Source organism: Streptosporangium pseudovulgare (assembly GCF_014648055.1).
Classification (GTDB): Bacteria; Actinomycetota; Actinomycetes; order Streptosporangiales; family Streptosporangiaceae; genus Streptosporangium; species Streptosporangium pseudovulgare.
Genome location: NZ_BMQJ01000001.1, coordinates 758298 through 780630, shown reverse-complemented (window position 1 = coordinate 780630; position 22333 = coordinate 758298). Strand labels below are relative to the sequence as shown.

Annotated in this window: 21 protein-coding genes; 16 read left to right on the top strand and 5 right to left on the bottom strand. The window is 73.5% G+C overall.

The window, feature by feature from the left end:
* The first annotated feature begins 25 nt into the window (after positions 1-25).
* Together IEZ10_RS03425 and IEZ10_RS03420 are read left to right on the top strand one after the other, a co-directional pair.
* Positions 26-757 (top strand): class I SAM-dependent DNA methyltransferase, encoded by a 732-nt coding sequence (locus IEZ10_RS03425; protein ID WP_189244916.1) that lies wholly within the window; start codon positions 26-28, stop codon positions 755-757.
* Positions 758-874: 117 nt separating this feature from the next.
* Entirely contained in the window at positions 875-2011 is a 1137-nt protein-coding gene (locus IEZ10_RS03420; protein ID WP_189244915.1) for an iron-containing redox enzyme family protein, read from the top strand.
* Between the two features lie 1172 nt (positions 2012-3183).
* Here IEZ10_RS03420 and IEZ10_RS03410 read toward each other — a convergent pair.
* The 4 genes from IEZ10_RS03410 to IEZ10_RS38650 form a co-directional block, all read right to left on the bottom strand.
* Positions 3184-3381: a CDGSH iron-sulfur domain-containing protein gene (locus tag IEZ10_RS03410; RefSeq protein WP_229810888.1), complete on the bottom strand. Its 198-nt coding sequence runs from the start codon at positions 3379-3381 to the stop codon at positions 3184-3186.
* 178 nt (positions 3382-3559) lie between these two features.
* Positions 3560-3748: a DUF4236 domain-containing protein gene (locus tag IEZ10_RS03405; protein WP_189244914.1), complete on the bottom strand. Its 189-nt coding sequence runs from the start codon at positions 3746-3748 to the stop codon at positions 3560-3562.
* A 176-nt stretch (positions 3749-3924) separates the two neighbouring features.
* Positions 3925-4503, bottom strand: a complete 579-nt coding sequence (locus IEZ10_RS38655) for a ferritin-like domain-containing protein (RefSeq protein ID WP_229810887.1) — start codon at positions 4501-4503, stop codon at positions 3925-3927.
* A complete protein-coding gene (locus IEZ10_RS38650; protein WP_229810886.1) occupies positions 4500-5063 on the bottom strand; it encodes a hypothetical protein in 564 nt (187 codons plus the stop codon). Before IEZ10_RS38650 ends, IEZ10_RS38655 begins: the two co-directional genes overlap by 4 nt.
* Positions 5064-5216: 153 nt before the next feature.
* Between IEZ10_RS38650 and rimP the strand changes: the two genes are divergently transcribed.
* The 14 genes from rimP to IEZ10_RS03330 all read left to right on the top strand — a co-directional run bounded on the left by rimP (position 5217) and on the right by IEZ10_RS03330 (position 20979).
* Positions 5217-5717, top strand: a complete 501-nt coding sequence (gene rimP / locus IEZ10_RS03395; RefSeq protein ID WP_189244912.1) for a ribosome maturation factor RimP — start codon at positions 5217-5219, stop codon at positions 5715-5717.
* Positions 5718-5728: 11 nt separating this feature from the next.
* Positions 5729-6733 carry a transcription termination factor NusA gene (nusA, locus tag IEZ10_RS03390; RefSeq protein ID WP_189244911.1) on the top strand — a complete coding sequence of 335 codons (1005 nt, stop codon included), beginning with the start codon at positions 5729-5731 and terminating at the stop codon, positions 6731-6733.
* Positions 6717-7019 (top strand): YlxR family protein, encoded by a 303-nt coding sequence (locus IEZ10_RS03385; protein ID WP_179818896.1) that lies wholly within the window; start codon positions 6717-6719, stop codon positions 7017-7019. Before nusA ends, IEZ10_RS03385 begins: the two co-directional genes overlap by 17 nt.
* 142 nt (positions 7020-7161) lie before the next feature.
* Positions 7162-10269: a translation initiation factor IF-2 gene (infB, locus tag IEZ10_RS03380; RefSeq protein ID WP_189244910.1), complete on the top strand. Its 3108-nt coding sequence runs from the start codon at positions 7162-7164 to the stop codon at positions 10267-10269.
* Between the two features lie 128 nt (positions 10270-10397).
* Positions 10398-10697, top strand: coding sequence for a DUF503 domain-containing protein (locus tag IEZ10_RS03375; RefSeq protein ID WP_189244909.1), 300 nt, complete (start codon positions 10398-10400; stop codon positions 10695-10697).
* A gap of 64 nt (positions 10698-10761) precedes the next feature.
* Complete coding sequence (gene rbfA / locus IEZ10_RS03370) at positions 10762-11250, top strand: 30S ribosome-binding factor RbfA (protein ID WP_189244908.1); 489 nt, start codon at positions 10762-10764, stop codon at positions 11248-11250.
* Positions 11247-12263, top strand: coding sequence for a DHH family phosphoesterase (locus IEZ10_RS03365; RefSeq protein ID WP_189244907.1), 1017 nt, complete (start codon positions 11247-11249; stop codon positions 12261-12263). The genes rbfA and IEZ10_RS03365 overlap by 4 nt, the downstream gene beginning before the upstream one ends.
* Positions 12264-12403: 140 nt before the next feature.
* Positions 12404-13303 (top strand): tRNA pseudouridine(55) synthase TruB, encoded by a 900-nt coding sequence (truB, locus tag IEZ10_RS03360; RefSeq protein WP_189244906.1) that lies wholly within the window; start codon positions 12404-12406, stop codon positions 13301-13303.
* A gap of 240 nt (positions 13304-13543) precedes the next feature.
* The gene (locus IEZ10_RS03355; RefSeq protein WP_189244905.1) at positions 13544-14521 is read left to right on the top strand and encodes a bifunctional riboflavin kinase/FAD synthetase; all 978 of its coding nucleotides are present in this window, start codon (positions 13544-13546) and stop codon (positions 14519-14521) included.
* A gap of 265 nt (positions 14522-14786) precedes the next feature.
* Positions 14787-15056, top strand: a complete 270-nt coding sequence (gene rpsO / locus IEZ10_RS03350; protein ID WP_179818888.1) for a 30S ribosomal protein S15 — start codon at positions 14787-14789, stop codon at positions 15054-15056.
* Positions 15057-15377: 321 nt separating this feature from the next.
* Complete coding sequence (locus IEZ10_RS03345) at positions 15378-17717, top strand: polyribonucleotide nucleotidyltransferase (RefSeq protein ID WP_189244904.1); 2340 nt, start codon at positions 15378-15380, stop codon at positions 17715-17717.
* Positions 17717-19027 (top strand): M16 family metallopeptidase, encoded by a 1311-nt coding sequence (locus IEZ10_RS03340; RefSeq protein ID WP_189245093.1) that lies wholly within the window; start codon positions 17717-17719, stop codon positions 19025-19027. Before IEZ10_RS03345 ends, IEZ10_RS03340 begins: the two co-directional genes overlap by 1 nt.
* Before the next feature lie 290 nt (positions 19028-19317).
* Positions 19318-20055 carry a 4-hydroxy-tetrahydrodipicolinate reductase gene (gene dapB, locus IEZ10_RS03335; RefSeq protein ID WP_189244903.1) on the top strand — a complete coding sequence of 246 codons (738 nt, stop codon included), beginning with the start codon at positions 19318-19320 and terminating at the stop codon, positions 20053-20055.
* A 408-nt stretch (positions 20056-20463) separates the two neighbouring features.
* Complete coding sequence (locus tag IEZ10_RS03330; protein ID WP_189244902.1) at positions 20464-20979, top strand: GNAT family N-acetyltransferase; 516 nt, start codon at positions 20464-20466, stop codon at positions 20977-20979.
* A gap of 178 nt (positions 20980-21157) precedes the next feature.
* On the opposite strand, the gene IEZ10_RS03325 is transcribed toward IEZ10_RS03330, so the two are convergent.
* Positions 21158-22288 carry an NAD(P)/FAD-dependent oxidoreductase gene (locus tag IEZ10_RS03325; RefSeq protein ID WP_189244901.1) on the bottom strand — a complete coding sequence of 377 codons (1131 nt, stop codon included), beginning with the start codon at positions 22286-22288 and terminating at the stop codon, positions 21158-21160.
* Positions 22289-22333: the final 45 nt, after the last annotated feature.

Sequence of the window (22333 nt, the reverse complement as noted above, 5' to 3'; positions counted from 1 at the left end):
GTGCAGTTCGGGGGGTGGGGGACGCATGGTGCAGGAGTTCGACCCTTCCGCCTACGGCCGCGCCGCCGCCGACGTCTACGACGAGGTCGTGACGCACCTGCCCACCGAGCCCGCGGTGGACCGGCTGCAGGAGCTGGCCGAGGGCCGGGCCGTCCTGGAGTTCGGTGTCGGCACCGGCCGGCTGGCCCTCCCGCTGGCCGCCAGGGGGCTCACCGTCGCGGGCATCGACGGCTCGGCCGAGATGACGGCGGTGCTGCGCGCCAAGCCCGGCGGCGACCGCGTCCCGGTGACGCTGGGCGACTTCTCCACCACCCGGGTCGACGGTGAGTTCGGCCTCGTCCTCCTCGCCTACAACACGATCTACGCGCTGCCCTCGCAGGACGCCCAGGTCGACTGCTTCCGCAACGCCGCCGCCCACCTCGTGCCCGGCGGCCGGTTCGTGGTCGAGGCGTGGGTGCCCGACGTGGGGGCGTTCCGCCACGGCACGGCGCTGCGGCTGGTGTCGCTGCGCGAGGACGGGGTGGTCGCCGAGGCGGCCCGGCTGTCACCCGCCGACCAGATGATGTACACCACCAAGATCGTCCTGGCCTCCGGCGAGGTGCGGCTGCTGCCCGCCAACCACCGCTACGCCTGGCCCGCCGAGCTCGACCTCATGGCACGCCTGGCGGGCATGCGGCTCGAACACCGCTGGTCCGACTGGCAGGCCGCCCCGTTCACCGGCGACAGCCGGGGGCACGTGTCGGTCTACCGGCGCTGAACCGGACCCGCCGCGTCTCCGGAACCGTCCCCGGAACCGTCCCCGAGGCGTCCCCGCGACGCCTCCCGGGCCGGCCCCGGGCCCCGTCACCGCCGTACCGCCCTGGAGTTCCGTGAAATGCAGCTACCCGCCCCTCGGGGGCCTCTCACCGACTTCCTCTTCGACCGGCTGGTCCGCCCGCCGCACGACCTCGGTCCGGCGCCGGAACCCGAGGGGGGACCGCCCATCGGGGACGAGGACCTCCAGCTCGCCCTCTTCGCCTGCTACGAGCTGCACTACCAGGGGTTCGGCGAGGTGGCCGAGGACTGGGAGTGGGAGCCGTCGCTGCTGGCGGTCCGGCGGACGCTGGAACGGCGGTTCGAGGCGGGTCTCGCGCAGGCCGTGCCCCGGCCGCCCGCCGTACCGCCGGGGACGCCCGCGCGCATGCGCCGGGCGCTCGCCGAACTGGTGGCCGCCGCCGACGGCGGTCCGTCACTGGCGGCGTTCCTGGAACGGCGGGCCGACCTGGAGCGGTTCCGTGAGTTCGTTGTCCACCGCTCCGTCTACCACCTCAAGGAGGCCGACCCGCACACCTGGGCGATCCCACGGCTGCGCGGTCCGGCCAAGGCCGCCCTCGTGGAGATCCAGGCCGACGAGTACGGCGGCGGCCGGCCCGGACGCATGCACTCGGAGCTGTTCCGGGCCACGATGCGCGGTCTCGGCCTGGACGACTCCTACGGCGCCCACCTCGACCGGGTCCCGGCGGTCACGCTGGCGACCGGCAACGTCATCTCGCTGTTCGGGCTGCACCGGCGGCACCGGGGCGCGCTGCTGGGCCACCTCGCGGCCTTCGAGATGACCTCCTCGGTCCCCAACCGCAGGTACGCCCGGGGACTGCGCCGCCTCGGCGGCGACGACGCGGCCTGCCGCTTCTACGTCGAGCACGTGCAGGCCGACGCGGTCCACGAGCAGATCGCCGCGCACGACATGTGCGGCGCGTTCGCCGCCGACCGCCCCGACCTGGCCGCCGACGTCCTGTACGGCGCGGCGTGCGCCCTCACCCTGGACCGGCTCTTCGCCGAGCATCTCCTGGGAAGCTGGGAGCGCGGGGTCACCTCGCTGCGCGACGCCGTACCGCGCGGGACCGCCCCGGACGAGACCGCCCCGGACGAGACCGCCCCGGATGAGACCGCCCCGGACGGGGCCGGGCCGCGCGGGACCGGGCGGAACGGGAGCGGACCGCACGGGACCGGTCTGGCGGTGAGCGGCCGATGACGGACGGCGGCCGGACGGGAGGCCCCGGCCTCGACTACGTCCTGCCGCTGCGCTGGGACGACGGCGACGAGGCGGGCCTGGCGGAGCTGACGGGCTACCTGCGCCGGCTCGCCCGCCACGCGCGGGTCATCGTCGTCGACGGCTCCCCGCCCCCGGTCTTCGAGCGGCACGCCGCCGCCTGGGCCGGGATCGCCGAGCACCTCCGGCCCGACGACGACCTCGCCTTCGTCAACGGCAAGGTCAACGGGGTGGTCACCGGGATGCGCCGGGCCCGCGCCGAGCGCGTGGTCATCGCCGACGACGACGTGCGCTACGGCGCGGCGGAACTGGCCGCGATCGGCGCCCTGCTCGGACGGGCCGACCTGGTCAGGCCGCAGAACCACTTCGACCCGCTGCCCTGGCACGCCCGCTGGGACACCGCCAGGACCCTCCTCAACCGCGCCTTCGGCGCCGACTACCCGGGCACCTTCGGCGTGCGCCGGTCGGTCTTCCACGAGATGGGCGGCTACGACGGCGACGTGTTGTTCGAGAACCTGGAGCTCATCCGCACGGTCCGCGCCCACGGCGGGCGGGAGTGCCGCCCGCTCGGCCTGTACGTCCGCCGCCTGCCGCCGGACCCGGCCCGGTTCTGGTCCCAGCGCGTCCGGCAGGCCTACGACGACCTCGCGCAGCCCGTCCGCCTGGCGGCGTTCCTGTCCGTGCTGCCCGCGCTGGCCGTCGCGCTGTCGCGCCGCAGGTACGGGAGGGTCCTGGTCTGCGCCGGGCTGGCGGTCGGGGCCGCCGAGACCGGTCGCCGCCGGGCCGGCGGGCGGTGGGTCTTCCCCTTCTCCGCCGCGCTGTTCGCGCCGGTGTGGCTGCTGGAGCGGGCGGTCTGCGCCTGGCTGGCGCTGGCGGCGCGGCTGTTCCTCGGCGGCGTGCCGTACGCGGGCCGCCGGATGCGGACGGCGGCGCACTCGGTCCGATGGATCAAGGCGCACCGGAACCGCCGGACCGGCCGGCCCGGCGTGGCCGGAGCGGCCCGGACCGAGGCGTCCGGAGCCGTCTGGACCGAGGCGTCCGGAGCGGGGGAGCACGGCCCGGCGGAGACCTCCTGGCCGGGAGAGCGTCACCCGGCGGGAGAGCTCGGGCGGGGAGCGCGCCGCGGGACCGGAGACCCGGGGTCGGGGGCGCCGTCAGGCGGGCGGCTCGGGCTCGCTCGGGGCGCGGAAGCGGGCGGGCCGATGCGAGCCGTCGCAGAAGGGCTTGGCCGCCGATCGCCCGCAGCGGCACAGCGCCACCGTGGACCGGCCTGGGTCGATGACGGCGCCGTCCTGGGTGGTGAGGACGAACGGGCCCCGCAGTAGCAGCGGCCCGTCCTCGCACGGGGTCACCGTGACACGGTCATCCCCTATGTCCGTTTTATCCGTCACGTGGCGACTGTGCCCTCGGAGAGGGGCGGGAAACGCGGTGTGCCCGGTCCGAGCGCGGCGTGCCCGTCCGGACGCGGCGGGAGACGCCGCGCGCCCGTCCGGGGGCGGGAGACGTCACGCACCCCCGGACGGAGGCGGCTCAGCGGGAGCCGCTGAGGGTCTTGCGCCAGTGGAACCCGCCGGGCAGGTTCACGCTCAGCGTCTTCCTGCCGTCGGCGCCCTTCGTGACGCGGAAGGCCCGGTTGCCCCAGCTGTGCCCGACGCCGCGGCGCGACAGGTTGAGACGGAGCGGACCGAACTTCAGCGACTTCCTGTATTCCCAGCCCATTGCTTCCTCCTTGACCGTCTGCCCCTTCCAGCTACCCGGGTGATCGGCGGCAAACGGACCATGTGATCCCGAGCCGTGTCGAACGGCCCCTGAGGTGGCCCGGACTGGGTCGAGTCCGAGGATCCCGGGCCGCACCGGGCGCCCACACGGGGTCCAAGGCCGCGCGGGGCCCGTGTTCAGGACGGCGGGGACGGCGCCGGGGTGGGAGCGGGGGAGGGGGACGCGGGGGCGGGCATGCCGGGGAAGGTCTCGATCTCCGGGCGCAGGCCGTACGCCCGCACGACGCACTCCTGCATGGCCAGCGCGGCCATCCGCCGGACGGCCGGGTCGCCGGACGCGACGGTCTCGAGGTAGGCGGCGGTCACCCCCCGCTCCACCGACACGGCCAGCTCCACCACCTGGTCGGGGGTGGAGGGTACGGCGGGCAGCCGGTAGCTCGCGTCGGGCTCGGCCGGGGTGCCGCCACGCTCGATGATCATGGCGCGGAGCCGGTCGCGGCGGGCGCGGTGGGCGGTGAAGGCGGCGGTCATGGTGGAGCGCAGCGCCCCCTCGGCCCGCGCGGCGAGGACTCCGTAGGCGTAGACGGCCGCGTGCTCGGCCGCCAGCGCCGTGTCGAGCCCCCCGCCGGCTCCGGGGGCGGGGGTGACCGGCGCGGCGAGCCGAGCCGGCGCGACCGCCCCCGCGGCCCCCACCGTTCCGGCGGGCCCGGCGGCCCCCGCCGGCCTCGCGTTCCGCGCGATGTCCGGGGCCCTCACAGCGGCCTCGCCAGGGCCACGGCGTGGGCGGCCTCGCAGGCGCCGATGGAGGCGACCAGCTGGGCCAGCGCGGGTGAGGCGCCCTCGGCCTGCCGGGGGCGCGAGTCGGCGGCCTTCCGCTCGGCGGCCCGCAGGCTCCGCAGGGAGGCGCGGGGCTCCGGCGCGGGCGTCCCGGAGGCGGACGGCGCGGAAGATGCGGCGGCGCCCCCGGAGGGCCCCGGCGTCGCGGAGACCCCGGCGCCCCGGGCGGCGGAGGGAAGTCTCCGGCGCAGCTCGGCGAGGTGGGCCTCGTGCCGCCGCCTGAAGGGCAGGAGCTTGGCCGAGGGAGCGGAGGCGTACAGCCCGATGATCCGCTCCTTGTCGGCGATGAGCTGCCTGAGCAGCACGGTATCCGGGTCGGGCGGCTCGGCGCGCTGGTGCTCGGGCTCCTCGGCGGCGCATCCGCCGACCGTCGCGGCGACCGTCGCGGCGGCGGCCCCGACGGCGGTGTCCCGCAGCAGGTCACGCCGGGACAGGAAACGCACGGACGACCTCCGGGTACGGGTGAGCTGCTGACGCATCTAGCATCGTAAGGGCTGGGAAACCATTCACCGCGCTTCTCGGACGGGCTCGCCGCGCCGAGTGGCGCTTCTTCCGCGCCCTGATGTGGATAGGCTTGTGAACCGCAAGGGCGAGGTCCGCCCGGCTGTAGATCGTGAAAATGGGAGGTCGGCATGGGCAGCGCCACATCCCGCGACCGCCTGATGAAGCTCCTGGAACCCGTCGCCCTCGCCTCCGGGCTCGACCTGGAGGACGTCACGGTCACTCCGGCGGGCAAGCGGCGCCTGCTGCGTGTCGTCGTCGACCGCGACGGCGGCGTCAGCCTGGACGACGTCGCCGAGGTCAGCCAGGCCGTCTCCGAGGCGCTGGACGCCGGGGACGTGATGGGAGGCTCCCCCTACGTGCTGGAGGTCTCCTCCCCCGGGGTCGACCGTCCGCTCACCGAGCCGCGCCACTGGCGCCGGGCGGTGCGGCGGCTGGTCAAGGCCGACCTGCGGGACGGCACGAGCGTGGAGGGCCGGATCGTCGCCACCGACGAGACCGGCGTGGAGTTCGACGTGGCGGGCACGCCGCGCCGCGTCGAGTACGAGGACCTGACCCGAGGACGGGTGCAGGTGGAGTTCCGCCGGTTCGACGACGCCGAAGACGACGGCGAAGACGGCGACGAGGGCTAAGGGGGAGCCTCGTGGACATCGACATGAGCGTCCTGCGCAGCCTGGAACGCGAGAAGGACATCTCCTTCGACCTGGTCGTCAAGGCCATCGAGGACGCGCTGCTGATCGCGTACTTCCGGAGCGAGGGGGCGGCGGCCAAGGCCCGCGCCGAGCTCGACCGCAAGACCGGGCACGTGACCATTTACGCCGCCGAGCTGGACGACGGCGGCCAGGTGCTCCGGGAGTACGACGACACCCCGGGCAACTTCAGCCGCATCGCCGCGACCACCGCCAAGCAGGTCATCCTGCAGCAGCTCCGGGACGCCGAGGACGAGATCAACTTCGGCGAGTTCGCCAGCCGCGAGGGCGAGCTGGTGGCCGGGATCATCCAGCAGGGCAAGGACCCGCGGGTCGTCCTGGTCGACCTCGGCAAGATCGAGGCCGTGCTGCCGCACAACGAGCAGGTGCCGGGCGAGGAGTACGTCCACGGCGAGCGCATCCGCTGCTACGTCGTGCAGGTCAAGAAGGGCCCCAAGGGGCCGTCGGTGACCCTGTCGCGCACCCACCCCGGCCTGGTGAAGAAGCTGTTCGCCCTGGAGGTGCCGGAGATCGCCGACGGCACCGTCGAGATCGCGGCCATCGCCCGCGAGGCGGGCCACCGTACGAAGATCGCGGTCCGCTCCCGGCGGCCCGGCGTCAACGCCAAGGGCGCCTGCATCGGCCCGATGGGCTCGCGGGTGCGCAACGTGATGGCCGAACTCCACGGTGAGAAGATCGACATCATCGACTGGTCGGAGGACCCGGCGGAGTTCGTCGGGAATGCCCTGTCGCCCTCGCGTGTTTCGCATGTCGAGGTGATCGACACCGAGGGGCGTGCCGCCCGCGTGACCGTGCCGGACTACCAGCTCTCCCTGGCGATCGGCAAGGAGGGGCAGAACGCCCGGCTGGCCAATCGCCTCACCGGGTGGCGCATCGACATCCGGTCCGACACCCAGACGGGGGAGGCGGCCGGTTCCGCAGATGCGCCCACGCGGTAAGCTGGAATATGGTGACCAGGCCGCCCCACTGCGAACGTGTGTGGGGTGCCGGGTTCGCACGGTTTCCTCCGAGCTGCTCCGCCTGGTGGCGGTCGAGGGCGTCATCGTCCCCGACCTGCGAAGACGGCTCCACGGGCGTGGTGCTTCACTGCACCCCTCCCTGAGCTGCCTGGAGCTCGCCGAGCGGCGGCGGGCGTTTCCGCGGGCGTTTCGCGTCGCGGGACCGCTCGACCCGTCGCCGGTACGGGCTCACCTGGAAGAGCTCCACTCCGAAAGGATCGGGTGAAATGGTTGCCAACTGTCATGTAGGACGCCGAGTTGATGGGCTGGTCAGATAGCTATGAGCGCCTGATGAGCATGCGGCGATGAGTACGTCTACGTAACGACGGTCCGGCGGCTGTGCCTCCCGGGCCGAGTAAGGGAGTGCAGTGGCGAAGGTCCGGGTATACGAGCTCGCCAAGGAGTTCGGCGTCGAGAGCAAGGTCGTCATGGCCAAGCTCCAGGAGATGGGCGAGTTCGTGCGTTCGGCGTCCTCGACCATCGAGGCGCCGGTGGTCCGTCGGCTCACCGAAGCTTTGGGCGGCCCCGCCAAGGGGTCGTCCGACAGGGGCGGCAACAGGCCGTCCAGGCCGCCGCAGGCGGCACCCCGGCCGGCCGAAGGCCAGGCCGGAACCGGCGCCCCCGCGGCGCCGCGATCCTCAGTTCCCAGGCCGGGACCTGTTCCCAGGCCGGGCCCGCGGCCCGGCCCCGCGGCCCGTCCCGCGGCCCCCGCGCCGCAGGCTCAGCAGGCCCCGCAGGTCTCCCAGCCCCAGCCTCAGCAGCAGCCGCCGGCCTCGCCGGTCCAGCCGCCGCGCTTCGAGGCGCCCCGGCCCGAGGCCGCGCGCCCGGCTCCCGGCCCCAAGCCGGGTCCGCGCCCGGCTCCCGGCCCCAAGCCGGGTCCGCGTCCCGAGGCGGCGCGTCCGGAGGGCCGCCCCGCGGGCGGTCCCGGCGGCGCCCCCTCGGCTCCGCGTTCCGGTGCCGGCGCCGGCGGTCCCAAGCCGGGTCCGCGTCCGGGTCCGCGTGGCCCGCGTCCCGGCAACAACCCGTTCTCCTCGAACGCCAGCGGCATGGGCCAGGCCCGTCCGCCGCGTCCCGGCGGCCGTGACGGAGGCCCGGGCGACCGCGGCCCGCGTCCCGGTCCGCGCGACGGCGGTCCCCGCGAGCAGGGACAGCGCGAGGGCGCCGGACCGCGTCCGGGGCCCCGCCCCGGCCCGCCCGGCGCGGCCGGACCGCGTCCGGGTCCCGGCGCGGGTGGTCCGCGTCCGGGTGGCGGCGCCGGTGTCGCCGGCCCGCGTCCCGGCGGTCCGCGTCCCAGCCCGATGATGATGCCCCAGGGCCGTCCCGCCGGTCCCGGCGGTGGCGCCGGTCGTCCCGGTGGCGGCGGTGGCCGTCCCGGTGGCGGCGCCGGTCGTCCCGGTGGCGGCGGTGGCCGTCCGGGTGGCGGCGGGTTCGCCGGCCGTCCGGGTGGCGGCGGTGGCCGTCCCGGCGTCGGCACCGGTGGTCCCGGTGGCGGTGGCGGCGGGTTCGCCGGCCGTCCCGGTGGCGGCGGTGGCCGTGGCCGCGGTGGCGGCACGGCGGGCGCCTTCGGCCGTCCGGGCGGACGCCCGACCCGCGGTCGCAAGTCCAAGCGCCAGCGGCGTCAAGAGTTCGACAACATGCAGGCCCCGGCGATCGGCGGCGTGCAGGTCCAGCGCGGCAACGGCCAGACGATCCGGCTGTCGCGCGGCGCCTCCCTGGCGGACTTCGCCGACAAGATCGGCGCGAACCCGGCGTCCCTGGTGCAGATCATGCTGCACCTGGGCGAGATGGTGACCGCCACGCAGTCGGTCAACGAGGAGACGCTGCAGCTCCTGGCCGCCGAGCTGGACTACAACCTGCTCGTTGTCAGCCCGGAGGAGGAGGACCGCGAGCTCCTCGAGTCCTTCGACATCGAGTTCGGCGAGGACGAGGGCGACGAGGGCGACCTGGTCGCGCGTCCGCCGGTGGTGACCGTCATGGGTCACGTCGACCACGGTAAGACCAAGCTGCTCGACGCGATCCGGCACACCAACGAGGTGGCGCGGGAGGCCGGTGGCATCACCCAGCACATCGGCGCCTACCAGATCGCCGCCGAGCACGAGGGCGAAGACCGGAAGATCACCTTCATCGACACCCCGGGTCACGAGGCGTTCACCGCCATGCGTGCCCGAGGTGCCAAGGTCACCGACATCGCCGTCCTGGTGGTCGCGGCCGACGACGGTGTGAAGCCGCAGACCATCGAGGCGCTGAACCACGCCCAGGCGGCCGAGGTTCCGGTCGTGGTCGCGGTCAACAAGGTCGACAAGGAGGGCGCCGACCCCAACAAGGTCCGTGCCCAGCTCACCGAGTACGGCCTGGTGGCAGAGGAGTACGGCGGCAACACGCTGTTCGTCGACATCTCCGCCAAGAACGGGACCGGCATCGACGACCTGCTCGAGGCCATCCTGCTCACCGCGGACGCCGAGCTGGACCTGCGGGCCAACGACGCGATGGACGCCCAGGGCGTCGCCATCGAGGCGCACCTCGACAGGGGCCGCGGCCCGGTCGCGACCGTGCTGGTGCAGCGCGGCACGCTCCGCGTCGGCGACTCGATCGTCTGTGGCGAGGCCTTCGGCCGCGTCCGGGCGATGCTGGACGACAACGGCGTGTCGATCGACGAGGCCGGCCCGTCGCGTCCGGTCCAGGTCCTCGGTCTGACCGCGGTGCCGGGCGCCGGTGACAACTTCATCGTCGTCACCGACGACCGCATGGCGCGTCAGATCGCCCAGCAGCGGGCGGCGCGCAAGCGCACCGCGGACATGGCCAGGTCCGGCCGTCGCCGCACCCTCGAAGAGCTCTTCAGCGAGATGGAGAAGGGCCAGGTCGACGAGCTCAAGCTCATCATCAAGGGTGACGTCTCCGGTTCGGTCGAGGCCCTCGAGGACGCCCTGCTCAAGATCGACGTCGGTGACGAGGTGCGCCTGCGGGTGCTCCACCGCGCCGTCGGCGCCATCACCGAGTACGACGTCAACCTGGCCGTCGCCGACGACAACGCCGTCATCATCGGCTTCAACGTGCGTCCGGAGGTCCGGGCGCGCGACCTGGCCGAGCGCGAGGGCGTCGACATCCGCTACTACTCGGTCATCTACCAGGCGATCGAGGAGATCGAGGCGGCCCTCAAGGGCATGCTCAAGCCCGAGTTCGAAGAGGTCCAGATGGGCACCGCCGAAGTCCGCGAGGTCTTCAAGGTGCCGAAGATCGGCAACATCGCCGGTGCGCTGGTCCGCTCGGGCACGATCGTCCGCAACAGCAAGGCGAGGCTCATCCGCAACGGGGTCGTCATCTCCGACAACCTCACGGTCTCCTCGCTGCGCCGGTTCAAGGACGACGCGACCGAGGTCCGCGAGGGCTTCGAGTGCGGTATCGGTGTCGGCTACAGCGACATCAAGATCGACGACGTCATCGAGACGTTCGAGATGCGGGAGAAGCCGCGCGTCTGATGTCCCGGTCCGGTGACGGGCCGCCCGCCGGCCGGAAGGCCCCCGCCCACCTCGTGGGCGGGGGCCACCGGCCGGCGGGCGGTCCCGCGCCCGCCGGCGGCACGACGACACTCGTGGCGTGATCCGACATGTATGTAGGTGCCCTCACACTGGACATCCTGCTCGGCGACGTCCACTCGCTGAAGCAGAAGCGCTCCGTGGTGCGACCCATCATCGCCGAGGTGCAGCGACGGTTCCCGGGTGTGGCCGTCGCCGAGACCGGCCATCTGGACCTGCACCGCCGTACGGAGATCGGAATCGCGGTCGTCTCGGCGACCGCCGCGAACTGCGGCGCGGTCATGGACGACTGCGAGCGCCTGGTCGCGTTCCACCCGGAGATCGAGCTGCTGTCGGCCAGGCAGCGGCTCTACAACGACAACGAGGACTAGCCGCAGACGGCCGGCCGCCCCCCGCTTGCGTCCGGCCGTACTGTGAGAAGGGGGGAGAGCGAACATGGACGCAGGACGCGCACGTAAGATCGCCGACCGGATCCAGCAGATCGTCGCCGAGATGCTGGAGCGCCGGATCAAGGACCCTCGGCTCGGTTTCGTGACGGTGACCGACACGCGGGTCACCAACGACCTGAGTGAGGCGACGGTGTTCTACACCGTGTTCGGCTCCGAGGCCGAGCGGGCCGACTCGGCGGCGGCGCTGGAGAGCGCCAAGGGGCTCATCCGCTCGGAGGTGGGCCGCCAGACCGGACTGCGGCACACGCCGACGCTGCTGTTCACCCACGACCCCCTCCCCGACAACGCCCGGCACCTCGACGACCTGTTCGCCGAGGCGAGGGCCAGGGACGCCGAGATCGCCAGGCGGGCGGAGACCGCGCGGCACGCCGGTGACGCCGACCCCTACCGCAGGCCCGAGGACAGGGACGGCTCCGAGGAGGCCGAGGAGGCCGAGGGCGAGCCGTCCGAGCGCGCGGGACGCTCGGCGACGTGACGCCGCAGCCGCGTGACGAGGGCCCGGTTCCCGGCCGTGACTGGGACCGGGCCGTCGAGCTGGTCTCCTCCGCCGAGGAGGTCGCGCTGGCCTGCCACATCTCCCCGGACGGCGACGCGCTCGGCTCGACCCTGGCGGTCGGGCTGGCGCTGCGGGCGGTGGGCAAGCGGGTCGTGGCCTCCTTCGGGGAACGCGGCTTCACAGTGCCCCGGCTGCTGCGTTTCCTGCCGGGCCAGGACCTCCTCGTCGACCCCGACGACTACCCCGCCGCGCCCGAGCTGATGATCTCCTTCGACGCGCCCACCGCCGACCGGCTGGGCGAGCTGGCCCGCGTCGCGGGCAAGGCGCGCGAGCTGGTGGTGGTCGACCACCACCCGTCCCACGTCGGCTTCGGCACGCTCAACCTGGTCGACCCCGGAGCCGCGGCCACCGCGGTGCTCGCCGAGGAGCTGATCCGGCGGCTCGGCCTGCCGGTCGACCGCGACATCGCGACCTGCCTGTACGCCGGGCTGGTCACCGACACCGGGTCGTTCCGGCACTCCTCGACCACCTCCGAGGTGCACGCCATGGCCGGGCGGCTCATCGCCACCGGCCTGAACCCCGAGGAGATCGCCCGGGAACTGTGGGACCGCTCCCCGTTCGGCTACCTCCGGGTGCTCGGCCTCGCCCTGGAGCGGGTGGTCCTGGAACCGGAGACGGGCGACGGCCTGGGGCTGGTCTGGACGTACGTCACCCGCGACGACCGGGCGGCCTACGGCCTGCCGTACCACGAGGTGGAGGGCATCATCGACGTGGTCCGCCGCACCGACGACGCGGACGTGGCGGTGATCCTCAAGGAGGACGACGGGGGCGCCTGGCAGGTCTCCACCCGCTCCAAGGGCGGGATCGACCTCTCCCGCGTCTGCGCCACGCTGGGCGGCGGCGGGCACGCCAAGGCGGCGGGCTTCACCTCCCACCAGCCCGTCGAGCAGACGATGGCCGCCTTCCGCGCGCTGCTGCGCCGCGCCGCCTGAGGAACCCCGCGCCCGGAGGGACCGCGCCGAGAACCCGCACCGGAGAACCCGACCCGGACCACCCGCGCCCGGAAGAACCCGCGCCCGGAAGAACCCCGCCGAAGCTCCCGCAGAGGCTCTCGCAGAAGGACGACCCCGACATGAGTACGGCTCGCGCCAAGCGCACCCCGCCGCCGAGCGGGCTGATCGTGGTGGACAAGCCCGCCGGATGGACCTCCCACGACGTCGTCGGCAAGCTCCGCGGCATCGCCGGCACCCGCCGGGTGGGGCACGCCGGCACGCTGGACCCGATGGCCACCGGGGTGCTGGTGGTCGGCGTGGAGAAGGCCACCCGGCTGCTGGGGCACCTCGCGCTCACCGAGAAGGGCTACGACGCCACGATCCGGCTCGGGGTGTCCACCAACACCGACGACGCCGAGGGCGAGGTCACCGCCACCGCGTCCGCCGCACACGTCTCCGACGAGGGGATCGCCGAGGGCATCGCCGCGCTGACCGGCCGGATCACGCAGGTCCCGCCGCAGGTCAGCGCCATCAAGGTGAACGGCGAGCGGGCCTACAAGCGGGTCCGGGCGGGGGAGGAGGTCGAACTGCGGGGGCGGCCGGTCACGGTGTCGGCCTTCGAGGTCACCGCCGTCCGCCGCGAGGGCGACGTCGTCGACGTCGACGCCTCGGTGACCTGCTCCAGCGGCACCTACATCCGGGCGCTGGCCCGCGACCTGGGCGCCGCGCTGGGCACCGGGGGGCACCTGACGTTCCTGCGCCGCACCCGGGTGGGCCCCTACGACCTGTCGGCGGCCCGGACCATCGAGCAGCTCGCCGCGGACTGCGTGATCACGCCGATGGCCGAGGCGGTGGCCGCGGCCTTCCCACGGCGGGACGTGACCGCCGAGGAGGCGGCCGTCGTCGGGCACGGCGGGCGGCTGCCCGCCCTGGGGGCCGGTGAGGGGCCGATCGGGGTGTTCGGCCCGGACGGCACGCTCCTGGCGCTGGTCGAGGAGCGCGGCAGGTCCACCAGGTCGCTGGCGGTCTTCGTGCCCTGACCCCTGAACACGGCGCGTCTTCGTGCTCTGGGCACGGCGCGTCTCCGTGCCCTGAACATGGCGCGTCTTCGTGCCCCGGGCACGGTGCGTCTTCGTGCGCTGAGGGCGGTGCCCGGGAGGGCGGCTCCCCCGTCCGAGGTAAGGTGGCCTGTCATCTCCGTCGGCCTCCCCGGTTGCGGGAAAGCCCCCGGAACGTGGCAGGCTTTAGGAAGTCGATCCGGTACGAGGGAAGAGGCTGCGGTGCGAGGCTGGCACGGATTGGAAGACGTGCCCGGGGACTGGGGCAGGTCCGTCATCACGATCGGCGTCTTCGACGGGGTCCACCGCGGTCACCAGAAGATGGTGACCCGTGCCGTGGAGATGGCCCGCGAGCTCGGCATGTCCTCGGTCGTGATCACCTTCGACCCCCACCCGGAGGAGGTGGTGCGGCCGGGCACGCACCCGCTGAGGCTGACGACGCCCCGGCACCGCACCGAGCTGCTGGCCGCGCTCGGCGTGGACGCGGTCTGCGTGCTGCCGTTCACGCTGGAGTTCTCCCGGATGAGCCCGGACGAGTTCGTGCAGACCATCCTGGTCGACCGGCTGCACGCCGGCGGTGTCGTGGTCGGCGAGAACTTCCGGTTCGGCCACAAGGCCGCCGGCGACATCGAGACGCTGCAGACGCTCGGCGAGAAGTACGACTTCGTGGCCGAGGCCGTCCCGCTGGTGAGCAACGGGGGGATCATCTCCTCCACCCTCATCCGGGACCGGCTGGCCGCCGGCGACACCGAGGCCGTCGCGGTGGCGCTCGGCCGCCCCCATCGGGTCGAGGGCGTGGTGGTCCGGGGCTACCAGCGGGGCCGGCAGCTCGGCTTCCCCACCGCCAACGTCGAGTCGCCCGCCTTCACCGCGATCCCCGCCGACGGTGTCTACGCCGGCTGGCTGCAGTGCGTCCCGAACGGCAACCTCCCCGTCGCCTACGACGGTGAGCGCTGGCCCGCCGCGATCTCCGTGGGCACCAACCCGACCTTCGAGGGCGTGCCCCGCACCGTCGAGGCGTACGCGCTCGACCGCGACGACCTGGAGCTGTACGGCGCCCACGTGGCCGTCGACTTCGGACCGCGGCTCCGCGACAACCTCAGGTTCGACTCGGTCGAGGCGCTCATCGGGCAGATGCGGGCCGACGTCGACGAGGCCCGCCGTCTCACCTCCGTCTGGACCCCTCCCGACTCCTTCTGAGCCGTCCCGGGGGCCCCGGTTCCCACCGGCGGGCATGGAACGGGCCGCGAGGGGTATCAGCGGGCATGACGCCGGGCGCCCGGGGGCGCGCGGCGCCGGATGTGCGAGACCTTGGAGCCGGGTGGTAATCTGGCATGTCAGTTCTGTAACCGGCGATGTCGACGAGGTCGCGACGCCGGTGCTGACACCGCCACGGCGACTGTAGGCACGCATGGTCGTTCGGGCATCTGAGATCCCGCGTGCCCGTAGAGGTTCAAGGAGAGACGTGTCGCTCGACACCGCAGCAAAGAAGCAGATCATCGGTGAGTACGCCAAGGGCGAGACCGACACCGGTTCCCCCGAGGTGCAGATCGCGCTGCTCAGCAAGCGCATCAGCGAGCTCACCGAGCACCTGAAGGTGCACAAGCACGACCACCACAGCCGCCGCGGCCTGCTGCTGCTCGTCGGTCGTCGTCGCCGTCTGCTCAAGTACCTCGCCAGCAAGGACATCGAGCGTTACCGCTCGCTCATCGAGCGGCTCGGCCTGCGGCGATAGAATGATCGGGGAGCGGCGTACGCGCCGCTCCCCGGCCTCATCGGGCGGTGTCCGGCGCGTCGCGCCATGGGGACACCGGCCCGGTGCGCAAAACTGAACAGCCGAGACAACTGCCCCGCGTCCGCCAGCAAGCGCGCCCCACGGCGTGGGAGGGCCGGTCCTCGGTAGTGGCCCCCGGTCATCACGGCGAGAGCCGTACGGAACCGGGCGCTTCGATCGAAGACCGGCGCTGCACCTACGGGGAGGCCGGCACGAAAGCGATCAGGCGCGGCACGCGTGCCTGACCGGGCGCGGGCGACCGATCCCACAAGGAGGTCCCCCGTGGAGGGTGTCCACAACAGCGAAGCCGTCATCGACAACGGCTCATTCGGCACGCGTACCGTCCGGTTCGAGACCGGGCGGCTGGCGCGCCAGGCGGCGGGCTCCGCCGTCGTCTACCTCGACGACGAGACGATGGTCCTTTCGGCCACCACCGCCTCCAAGCATCCCAAGGAGAACCTCGACTTCTTCCCGCTGACGGTCGACGTCGAGGAGCGGATGTACGCCGCGGGCCGCATCCCCGGCTCCTTCTTCCGCCGTGAGGGCCGTCCCTCCGAGGACGCCATCCTCACCTGCCGGCTGATCGACCGCCCGCTGCGCCCGTCGTTCGTCAAGGGCCTGCGCAACGAGATCCAGGTCGTGGCGACCGTCATGGCGCTGCACCCCGACCACCTGTACGACGTGGTCGCGATCAACGCCGCGTCCCTGTCCACCCAGCTCGCCGGGCTGCCCTTCTCCGGCCCGATCGGCGGCGTCCGCGTCGCGCTGATCGACGGCCAGTGGGTCGCGTTCCCGACGCACCCGGAGCTGGAGCGCGCCACCTTCGACATGGTGGTCGCCGGCCGCGTCCTGGAGGACGGCGACGTCGCGATCATGATGGTCGAGGCCGAGTCCACCCGCGACACGCTCAAGCTCGTCGCCGAGGGCGCCGTCGCGCCGACCGAGGAGACCGTGGCGCAGGGCCTTGAGGCGGCCAAGCCGTTCATCAAGGTGCTGTGCGACGCGCAGGCCAGGATCGCCAAGGTCGCCGCGAAGGAGACCGCCGAGTACCCGCTGTTCCTCGACTACCAGGACGACGTCCTGGAGGCGGTGACCACCGCGATCCGCAGCGAGCTCGCCGCGGCGCTGACCATCGCCGGCAAGCAGGAGCGCGAGGCCGAGCTCGACCGCGTCAAGGCCCTGGCGCTGGAGAAGCTGGGCGCCGACTTCGAGGGCCGCGAGAAGGAGATCTCCGCGGCCTTCCGCACGGTGACCAAGAAGCTCATGCGCGAGCGGGTCATCAGCGAGGGCGTCCGCATCGACGGCCGCGGGGTCAAGGACATCCGCCAGCTCAACGCCGAGGTCCACGTCGTGCCCCGGGTGCACGGCTCGGCCCTGTTCGAGCGCGGTGAGACCCAGATCCTGGGCATCACGACGCTGAACATGCTCCGCATGGAGCAGATGATCGACACGCTCAACCCCGAGCGCACCAAGCGCTACATGCACAACTACAACTTCCCGCCCTACTCCACCGGCGAGACCGGCCGCGTGGGTTCGCCCAAGCGCCGCGAGATCGGCCACGGCGCGCTCGCCGAGCGGGCGCTCATCCCGGTCCTGCCGGCCCGCGAGGAGTTCCCCTACGCGATCCGCCAGGTCTCCGAGGCGCTCGGCTCCAACGGCTCGACCTCCATGGGCTCGGTCTGCGCCTCGACGATGGCGCTGCTCGACGCGGGCGTCCCGCTCAAGGGCATCGTCGCGGGCATCGCGATGGGCCTGATCAACGAGGGCGACCAGTACGTCACGCTGACCGACATCCTCGGCGCCGAGGACGCCATGGGCGACATGGACTTCAAGGTCGCCGGCACCAAGGACGTCATCACCGCGCTCCAGCTCGACACCAAGCTCGACGGCATCCCCGCCTCGGTCCTGGGCGCCGCGCTGAAGCAGGCCAAGGGCGCGCGGCTGGCCATCATCGACGTGATGCAGGAGGCCATCGACTCTCCGGCGGAGATGAACGCCACCGCGCCGCGCATCATCACGATCAAGGTCCCGGTCGACAAGATCGGCGAGGTCATCGGCCCGAAGGGCAAGATGATCAACCAGATCCAGGACGACACCGGCGCCGAGATCACGATCGAGGACGACGGCACGATCTACATCGGCGCCACCGACGGCCCGTCCGCCGAGGCGGCCCGGTCGGCGATCAACGCCATCGCCAACCCGCACATGCCGGAGGTCGGGGAGCGCTACCTGGGCACGGTCGTCAAGATCGCCGCCTTCGGCGCCTTCATCTCCCTCATGCCGGGCAAGGACGGCCTGCTGCACGTCTCCCAGATCCGCAAGCTGCACGGCGGCAAGCGCATCGAGAACGTCGAGGACGTCATGAACGTCGGTGAGAAGATCCAGGTGGAGATCGCCGAGATCGACTCGCGCGGCAAGCTGTCCCTGGTCCCGGTCGAGGTCGTCGAGCGGGAGGCGGAGGCCAAGGGCGAGGCCGGCACCCCGGAGTCGGGTGACGACGCTCCCGTCGCGTCCACCGCCCCGGCGGCCGCGTCGGGTGAGGAGCGGCCGCGCCGCACCCGCACCCGCACCCGCAGCAGCAGCGGCGGCGGCAGCCGCGGGGGGGAAGACCGCAACTCGTGATCACGACCACTCTGCACCCCGGCAAGGACGGCGCCGGGGTGGTGCGGCGCACCGTCCTCCCCGGTGGGCTCCGGGTGGTGACCGAGTCCATGCCGACCGTGCGTTCCGTCGCGGTCGGCATGTGGGTCGGCATCGGATCGAGGGACGAGACCCCCGAGCACATGGGGGCCTCCCACTTCCTTGAGCACCTGCTGTTCAAGGGCACCCCCACGCGGGACGCGCTGGAGATCTCCGCGGCGATCGAGGGCATCGGCGGTGAGATCAACGCCTTCACCGCCAAGGAGTACACCTGCTACTACGCGCGGGTCCTCGACGAGGACCTCCAGGTGGCGATCGACGTCCTCTCCGACGTGGTGACCTCCTCGGTCATCACCCCCGAGGACGTCGAGGCCGAGCGCGGCGTGATCCTCGAAGAGATCGCCATGCACGACGACGACCCGTCGGACGTGGTGCACGAGCAGTTCTCCGCGGAGCTGTACGGCGACACGCCCGTCGGCCGGCCGATCCTCGGCACGGTCGAGTCGATCAACGCCATCGACCGCGACCGGATCGCCGAGTACTACCGGCGGTACTACCTGCCCACGCACACCGTCGTGGCGGTGGCGGGCAACGTCACCCACGAGCGGGTCGTGGAGCTGGTCGCCGCCGCCTACGAGCGGGCGGGAGCCCTCGGCGGGGACGCCGCGCCGGTTCCGCCGCGCGTCTCGGGGCCCGGCGTCGAGTCGCGCTCCGGCGTCCGGGTGCTGCACCGGCCGACAGAGCAGGCCAACCTGGTCCTCGGCACGACCGGCCTGGTCCGCACCGACGACCGCCGCTTCGCGCTCGGCGTGCTGAACGCGGCGCTCGGCGGCGGCATGTCCTCGCGGCTGTTCCAGGAGATCCGGGAGAAGCGGGGGCTCGCCTACTCGGCGTACTCCTACACCTCCTCCTACGCCGACACCGGCCAGTTCGGCGTCTACGTCGGCTGCCTGCCGTCGAAGATCGACGAGGTGCTGAAGATCTGCCGCGAGGAGCTCCTGCGGGTCACCGCCGAGGGCATCTCCGAGGAGGAGATCACCCGGGGCAAGGGGCAGATGCGCGGCGGCCTGGTGCTGGGCCTGGAGGACACCGGCTCCCGGATGTCCAGGATCGGCAAGGGCGAGCTGGTCTTCGACGAGCACCTGTCGGTGGACGAGATCCTCGCCCGGATCGACGCGGTCACCCCCGAGGAGATCACCGCCGTCGCCCGTGACGTCCTCAGCCGCCCGATGAGCCTCGCGGTCATCGGCCCCTACGAGGGCAAGGACTTCAGCGCGGCTCTGACCGGCTGACCGGCGGCCCTCCCAGGGCAGTCGGTCCCACGCCCGACGGACGGCCCCGGCGCTCCCGAGCGCCGGGGCCGTTCCGCGTCCGGGATCGTGTCGTCCCAGGTCCAGGCCGTTCCGCGTCCGTGTCGTCCCGCGTCCGGGTCGTTGCGCTCCGTTTCGCCTCATGTCGGGGCTGTCTCTCGCTCGGGCCGTTCCGCATCCGGGCCGCGTCCGGGCCGTTCCCGTGGCGTCGCCCCGCCGCGCGGGGCGGCGCTCGCGAGGGGCGGGACGGCCGACGGTATAACCTGGTGGCCGTGATCAGGGTTGGAGTTCTGGGCGCGCGCGGACGCGTCGGCAGGGAAGTGTGCAAGGCCGTCGAGGCCGCCGGTGACCTGGAGCTGGTCGCCCCCCTCGACAAGGGCGACCCGATCGAGGGGCTCACCGGCTGCGACGTGGTGGTGGACTTCACCCACCCCGACGTCGTCATGGGCAACCTCGAATGGTGCATCGCCCACGGCGTCCACCCGGTGGTCGGCACCACCGGCTTCGACGCCGGCCGCCTGGCCACCGTGCGCGGCTGGCTCGACGCCAACCCCGGCGTCAACGCGCTGATCGCCCCCAACTTCGGCATCGCGGCCGTGCTGATGATGCGCTTCGCCCAGCAGGCCGCCCGCTACTTCGACTCCGTCGAGATCATCGAGCTGCACCACCCGAACAAGGCCGACGCGCCCTCCGGCACCGCCCGCCGTACGGCCGAGCTGGTCGCCGAGGCGCGGCGCAAGGCCGGGACCGGGCCGATGCCCGACGCCACCAGCGCCGAGCTGGACGGCGCGCGCGGCGCCGAGGTGGACGGGGTCCACGTCCACGCCGTACGGCTGGCCGGGCTGATCGCCCACCAGGAGGTGCTGATGGGCGGGGACGGCGAGACCCTCACCATCCGCCACGACACCATGAACCGCTCGTCGTTCACTCCCGGCGTCCTGCTGGGCGTGCGCCGGGTGCGGGAGACGCCGGGGCTGACCGTGGGCCTGGAGCACCTGCTCGACCTCTGAGCGGCCGTCCTGGGCCCGTCCGGCGGCATCTGACGGGCCCGGCGGGCCGTCCGATGCCGTCCTTCGTGCCGTCCGGGCGCAAAGGCGCCCTCTCGCGTCGTCCGGGGCGTGGAGGCGTCCTTTCATGTCGTCCGGGGCGCTGAGGTGTCCTCTCGCGTCGTCCGGGGCGTGGAGGCGTCCCTTCGTGGCGTCCGGGGCGCTGAGGTCGTCCGAAGCGCTGAGGTGTCCTCTCGCGTCGTCCGGGGCGCGGAGGCGTTCTGTCGCGTCGTCCGGGGCGCGGGCGCCGAACTCCGGACCTCCGCCGGATCCCCCGGCGTCCCGAGATCCCGGGCACCCGGCTGCCGCGGGCCTTCCCAACGGCCCGGTCACCCGGCGAGGAGGCACGCGTCCCCGGTATCCTCCGGTTCCGTGACAGGAGATCGACGCCCGGACCCAGCCGGGGTGCGCTGGGCCGAGGCGGGGGAGCTGGCCGGGCTGGCCGCGGTGGAGACCGCCGCGGACGGAGTGTTCGCCGCGGTGGGCATCACCTTCCCGCCGGGCACCACGATGATCGAGGAGGCCGGCGACCCGTCGCGGGTCCTGGTGGCCGGCACGCCGCCGGTCGGCTTCGCCATGATCGGCCGGGTGGACGGCGACGTCCACCTCGATCAGCTCGCCGTCCACCCCGATCACGGGCGGCGCGGCATCGGGGGACGGCTGCTGGAGGCGGTCTGCGACCACGCGGCCTCGACCGGCGCGGCAGCCGTGACGCTGACGACGTTCCGGGACGTGCCGTGGAACGCGCCCTGGTACGCCCGGCGGGGCTTCGCCGTACTGGACCCCGCCGAGTGGGGGCCGGAGATGGCCGCGCTGGTGGCGCATGAACGCGAGCTGGGCATCGAGCTCGCGCCCCGCGTGGTGATGCGCCGCCCGCTGTCCGGCTGAGCCCCGCCTCGCCGGCCGGGCCGGTTCCCGTGGTCCGTCTCGACGTGCGGTCGCGGCCGTACCCGGGCCGCGGTCGCGCCGCCGTCCAGGGTGTGCCGCGTCGCCGTCCCGGGTGCGGCCGTGCCGGTCCCGCCCCCGCCGTCTCCGGCTCCCGGGCCGGGACGGCGGGGCACGGGGATCAGCGAGGGACGCCCACGCCCTGACGGGAGGCCGCGCGGAAGATCTCCCCGGCGTCGTCGAGCGGCGGCCGGATCATCCTCAGGATCAGCTCCTTCCGTTCCTTGGCCGCCGCCCCGGTCAGCCGGACCGTGCGGTCCCAGCCCGCGGTGGTCACCGCCCCGGCGGCCCCGAGGTCCAGGCAGGTGACGTACGGATCGGGCGCGAAGTCCTCCGGCGGCAGCCCGAGCAGGTCGGCGGCGGCGTTGCGGCCCGCCACCTTCCCCATCGGCACGGCGTGCTGGCAGCACTGCAGGACATGGTGGCCGGGTTCGGCGAGGGCGGCGGCGACGTCCCCGGCGGCGAAGACGTCACCGGTGGCCTCCCCGCGGACCCGCAGATGCCGGTCCACCGCGAGGCGGCCCAGGTGGTCCCGCTCGCCGGGGACCAGCGCGGTGAGCGGGCCGGCCTGCACGCCTCCCGTCCAGACGACCGCGTCGGCCGCGATCCGGGTGCCCTCGGCGAGGGTCACGCCCCCGGCGTCCACGGCGGCGACGGTCGTGCCGAGCAGGGTCCGGATCCCCAGGTCGGCCAGGGCCGCCTCGATCACCGGGCGCGGTCCGGGCCCGAGGTCGGGACCGACGACGTCCGCGCGCTCCACCAGCACCACGTTCCCGCGGGCGGCGAGCTCGGTGGCGACCTCCAGGCCGGTGAATCCGGCCCCGACGACCACGGCCGTGAAATCGTCCAGCCCCCGCAGGCGGCTTGCGAGCCGGGCCGTGCCCTCGGCGGTGTCGACGTCGAACAGGTGCTCGGCGCCCGGCAGGCCGGGGCGCACCAGGCGGCTGCCGGAGGCCAGCACCAGGCGGTCGTAGCCGATCTCGTGGCCGTCCGCGGTGACGCGGTGTCCCGAGATGTCGATGCCCGTCACCTTCGCGCGCAGGTGCTCCACGCCCACCGGCGCCAGGATCCGCTTCAGCGGCACGCGGGCGGCGTCCGGGTCGAGCCGGTGCAGCCGGGGACGTAGCACGAGGTCGTCGTCCGGGGTGACGAGCGTGATGCGCGGGCTCTTCCCATCCCCACGCGTGCGGGCCGCCGCGACGGCACTCCAGACCCCCGCGAACCCCCCGCCGACGATCACGATGCGGGACATGTTTCCCCCTCCTTCTTCCGTGCTTTCACGGGAAGGACGAGAGGG

What these genes read in the sequence shown, in the direction of transcription:
- IEZ10_RS38650 (WP_229810886.1), bottom strand. Translation starts at nt 5,063, where the DNA reads ATGCGTCAGCAGCTCACCCGTACCCGGAGGTCGTCCGTGCGTTTCCTG.
- truB (WP_189244906.1), top strand. Translation starts at nt 12,404, where the DNA reads ATGAGTACGGCTCGCGCCAAGCGCACCCCGCCGCCGAGCGGGCTGATC.
- IEZ10_RS03420 (WP_189244915.1), top strand. Translation starts at nt 875, where the DNA reads ATGCAGCTACCCGCCCCTCGGGGGCCTCTCACCGACTTCCTCTTCGAC.
- rimP (WP_189244912.1), top strand. Translation starts at nt 5,217, where the DNA reads ATGGGCAGCGCCACATCCCGCGACCGCCTGATGAAGCTCCTGGAACCC.
- IEZ10_RS03385 (WP_179818896.1), top strand. Translation starts at nt 6,717, where the DNA reads ATGCGCCCACGCGGTAAGCTGGAATATGGTGACCAGGCCGCCCCACTG.
- rbfA (WP_189244908.1), top strand. Translation starts at nt 10,762, where the DNA reads ATGGACGCAGGACGCGCACGTAAGATCGCCGACCGGATCCAGCAGATC.
- IEZ10_RS03325 (WP_189244901.1), bottom strand. Translation starts at nt 22,288, where the DNA reads ATGTCCCGCATCGTGATCGTCGGCGGGGGGTTCGCGGGGGTCTGGAGT.
- IEZ10_RS03405 (WP_189244914.1), bottom strand. Translation starts at nt 3,748, where the DNA reads ATGGGCTGGGAATACAGGAAGTCGCTGAAGTTCGGTCCGCTCCGTCTC.
- IEZ10_RS03375 (WP_189244909.1), top strand. Translation starts at nt 10,398, where the DNA reads ATGTATGTAGGTGCCCTCACACTGGACATCCTGCTCGGCGACGTCCAC.
- IEZ10_RS03425 (WP_189244916.1), top strand. Translation starts at nt 26, where the DNA reads ATGGTGCAGGAGTTCGACCCTTCCGCCTACGGCCGCGCCGCCGCCGAC.